General features: G+C 67.3%; 5 protein-coding genes. 4 read left to right on the top strand and 1 reads right to left on the bottom strand.

Annotation, left to right across the window (positions count from 1 at the left end):
- The coding region (locus tag DBR20_RS15845; protein WP_146187028.1) for a DUF4126 domain-containing protein at nt 1-222 on the bottom strand (222 nt) is incomplete at its 3' end.
- Between the two features lie 178 nt (nt 223-400).
- On the opposite strand from DBR20_RS15845, the gene DBR20_RS15840 reads away from it, so the two are divergent.
- From DBR20_RS15840 to nudC, 4 genes are all read left to right on the top strand, one after another.
- The gene (locus DBR20_RS15840) at nt 401-1,144 is read left to right on the top strand and encodes a DUF6776 family protein (protein WP_108266833.1); all 744 of its coding nucleotides are present in this window, start codon (nt 401-403) and stop codon (nt 1,142-1,144) included.
- A 4-nt stretch (nt 1,145-1,148) separates the two neighbouring features.
- Nucleotides 1,149-1,613, top strand: a complete 465-nt coding sequence (locus DBR20_RS15835; protein WP_089237350.1) for a polymer-forming cytoskeletal protein — start codon at nt 1,149-1,151, stop codon at nt 1,611-1,613.
- 31 nt (nt 1,614-1,644) lie between these two features.
- Nucleotides 1,645-2,037, top strand: coding sequence for an iron-sulfur cluster insertion protein ErpA (erpA, locus tag DBR20_RS15830; protein WP_025874631.1), 393 nt, complete (start codon nt 1,645-1,647; stop codon nt 2,035-2,037).
- Nucleotides 2,038-2,177: 140 nt separating this feature from the next.
- Nucleotides 2,178-3,110 (top strand): NAD(+) diphosphatase, encoded by a 933-nt coding sequence (gene nudC / locus DBR20_RS15825; protein ID WP_108266832.1) that lies wholly within the window; start codon nt 2,178-2,180, stop codon nt 3,108-3,110.
- The last annotated feature ends 268 nt before the right edge of the window (nt 3,111-3,378 follow it).

Raw genomic sequence — 3,378 nt, 5'->3', positions numbered from 1 at the left:
GGCTGAATCGACGCCGGGAATCTTGTCCGCGAAGAATTCGGCGACGGCCAGCGCTGCCGACGTGCCCAGCACCCACCACGACTCGGTGGCCTGCAGTGCCGGTGGCAGGTCGACCCAGCCGAGCAGGCCGGCAATGCCGACGCCGAATACGGTGAGGTAGACGCGGATGCCGGCCAGCCAGGCCAGCAGGATGCCGATCACGAACAGGTGGGCTTCGGTCATGGCGGGCTCCGGCGGCGGAACTGTGCGGGGTGCCACACTATCGACGATGGAGTGGCTGAATGCCACCGCCCGGTGCGGGCCGGCACGGGGGAAACCTGCCGTTCCTGTCATACACTAGCCCGTCGTTTGCCCCAGGGGCCGTACTGGCGTCGCCACTGCGATGCCACGGAGACTACCCATGAACAACCGCCCTCCCATGCGTGTGCAGGTACGCCTTCCCGGTGCCCCGCAACCACCTGCCGACCGCCGTCGCCTGCTGGTGATCGCGGGCATCTGGCTGCTCAGCCTGGTGCTTGCGGTGCTGGGTGGCTGCTTGCTGGGCGCGCCGCGCGGTGAACAGGGCCAGCGCGTGCAAGTTGCCGAGAAGCGCGCCGATACCCTGCAGACCCAGTTGACCGAGCTGCAGCAGAAGCAGGCCACGCTGGAAGCGTCGGACCGCATCAGCCGCGCCGCCAACAACGAAGTGCAGTCTTCACTGGCCGAGCGCGATGAAGAGATCGCCGGCCTGCGTGCTGACGTCGCCTTCTACGAACGCCTGGTGGGCTCGACCAGCCAGCGCAAGGGCCTGAACACCCATTCGATTGAATTCAGCCCGGAATCGGCCGGCACCTGGCAGTACAGCGTGGTGCTGACCCAGAACCTCAACCGGGGCGCGATCAGCCAGGGGCAGATGCGTTTCACGGTGGAAGGCGTGAAGAACGGCAAGCTGGCCACCATCAGCTGGGACGAGCTGCACCAGCGCAGCAAGGTGCCGGGACAGGATTACTCGTTCCGGTACTTCCAGCAGCTCACCGGCAGCGTGATGCTGCCGGCTGACTTCACCCCGCAACGGGTGAAGGTGACATTGGGGAGTGGTGCGGGGGGCACCACGCAGGTATTCGACTGGAAACAGGCCGGCGCACCGGCCAGCAAAGGGGAGTAGGCAGATGTTCGGAAGCAGCAAATCCAGCCGTGATGGCCAACTGGTGGTGGATGCCCTGATCGGCAACCAGGTGGTGATCCGTGGCGATGTGGAATTCAGTGGTGGCCTGTACGTGGAAGGTCGCATCCACGGCAAGGTGATTGCCCAGGAAGGCGCCAGCGCGGCGACCCTGACCCTCGCCGAGCATGGCGTGATCGAGGGTGAGATCCGCGCCCAGGTGGTGGTCATCAGTGGCCGCCTGGACGGCGACGTGCATGCCACCGAGAAGGTCGAACTGACCCCGAGTGCGCGGGTCAACGGCAACGTTCATTACCAGGTAGTGGAAATGAACGCGGGCGCCCAGCTGAACGGCCGCCTGATCCATGCCAGCGCCCCGATGCAGGCCCTGCCAGCGCCGGAGAGCCAGGACGCCGGTGACGGCAAGGGCGACACCGCGGCACGGCGCAAGCTGGCCGAGGCGATGGCTTGAAAGCCATCGCCGGCGCCCCCATGCTGAGCCCATGAACACGCTCGTCTCCCTCCCCGGCGCCACGCCGGCCGCCGCGCCCGACTACCAGTCGCTGGATCGGCCGCTGAACTTCACCGAGGCCGCTGCGGCCAAGGTCAAGGAACTGATCCAGGACGAGGGCAACCCCGACCTGTCGTTGCGCGTGTACATCGAGGGTGGCGGCTGTTCGGGCTTCCAGTACGGGTTCGAGTTCGACGAGAACCGTGCCGGCGATGACCTGGCGGTGCAGACCAGCGGGGTCACCCTGCTGGTCGATCCGCTCAGCCTGCAGTACCTGATGGGCGCCGAGGTGGATTACACCGAGAGCCTGACTGGTGCGCAGTTCGTGATCCGCAATCCGAACGCCAAGACCACCTGCGGCTGCGGCAGCAGTTTCAGCATGTAAGCAGGGCGCGGGGCAGTCGCCCCGCGCGGTGCCTTCGGTAGATCCACGCCATGCGTGGATGGCCTTTCCTGCAACCACAACAGCAGATTGCGCACAGCGCCGACCTTGCCACCCGCGTCGATTGGCGGCAGGCTAGCTGGATGCTCACTTCTCCTTCGCCGCTTTCCGGTTTTGCCTTCGTGGGTGAACCGTTGGAGCGCGCCGATGCCATGCGCGAAGATGCCGATGCTCTGGCGCGCCTGTGGCCCGATGCGCGCATTCTTGTCCTGGACCAGGACGGCACCGCCTTCACCGGTGATGACGACCAGCCGCTGGCGCTGACCGGCGCTGATGTCGGTGGCGGGCCCGGTGTCGCGATCTTCCTCGGCCTGCGTGGCGAGCAGGCGTGGTTCTCGGTGGAAGCTGCCAGCGTGACCGTCACCGCGCCACGCCGGCTCGATCTGCGCCAGGCCGCACTGCTGTGGACCGTGGCCGATGCGACCGCCTTCAGCTACGCCCGCGGCATGTCCTACTGGCAATCGCGTACCCGCTTCTGCGGCGTCTGCGGCACGGCCGTGACGTTCGCCCGTGGCGGCTTCGTCGGCCGCTGCCCGCAGTGCGCGACCGAGCACTACCCGCGCGTCGATCCGGCAGTGATCGTCGCCGTGGAAAACCAGGGACGGCTGTTGCTGGGCCGCCAGTCCAACTGGGCGCCGCGCCGCTATTCGGTGTTGGCCGGCTTTGTCGAGCCGGGCGAGACCTTCGAACAGACCGTAGCGCGCGAAGTGCACGAAGAGAGCAAGGTGCGGGTGACCGCCTGCCAGTACCTCGGCTCGCAGCCCTGGCCGTTCCCGGGTGCATTGATGATCGGTTTCCGTGCGCAGGCACAGGACGATGTGCCGACCGTGGACGGCGAGCTGGAAGACGCGCGCTGGTTCAGTGCCGAGGAAGTTGGCGCGGCCCTCGCACGTGACGTCGAGGACGATGGTGAAGGCATCCGTCTATCACCGCCGATCTCCATTTCGCGGGGCCTGATCGAGCATTGGTACCGCCAGCAGCCGGCGTCCGGCGGCGCCAGCATTGCCGCCACCTGAACACGCTGCCGGTTACAGTACGGTTCACCGCTGACGGCGGCGCTGCGACAGGTAAGGTAGCGACGCCGAACGCTTGCTCGTAGGGAGACCTGCCATGTTCACCACCCTGGTCGCCGTGTTGGTGGCACTGGCCCTTGGCCATGTCGCCCCGGCCGCTGCCGCGTCGCTGCGCCGTTTCGACGGCTTCCGGCGCTGGCTGGGCTGGCTGGACGCGCGCGGTGGTCGGGCCTGGCAGGGGGCCGCCGGCGTGGCGCTGGCGATCGTACCG

Source organism: Stenotrophomonas sp. HMWF023 (assembly GCF_003060985.1).
GTDB lineage: Bacteria > Pseudomonadota > Gammaproteobacteria > Xanthomonadales > Xanthomonadaceae > Stenotrophomonas > Stenotrophomonas lactitubi.
The sequence above is the reverse complement of the archived record's forward strand: the minus strand, read 5'-3'. Positions and strand labels throughout refer to the sequence as shown.

Bases quoted from the DNA above. Each gene is read 5' to 3' on its own strand.
- DBR20_RS15840 (WP_108266833.1), top strand. From the start codon at position 401: ATGAACAACCGCCCTCCCATGCGTGTGCAGGTACGCCTTCCCGGTGCC.
- DBR20_RS15835 (WP_089237350.1), top strand. From the start codon at position 1,149: ATGTTCGGAAGCAGCAAATCCAGCCGTGATGGCCAACTGGTGGTGGAT.
- erpA (WP_025874631.1), top strand. From the start codon at position 1,645: ATGAACACGCTCGTCTCCCTCCCCGGCGCCACGCCGGCCGCCGCGCCC.
- nudC (WP_108266832.1), top strand. From the start codon at position 2,178: ATGCTCACTTCTCCTTCGCCGCTTTCCGGTTTTGCCTTCGTGGGTGAA.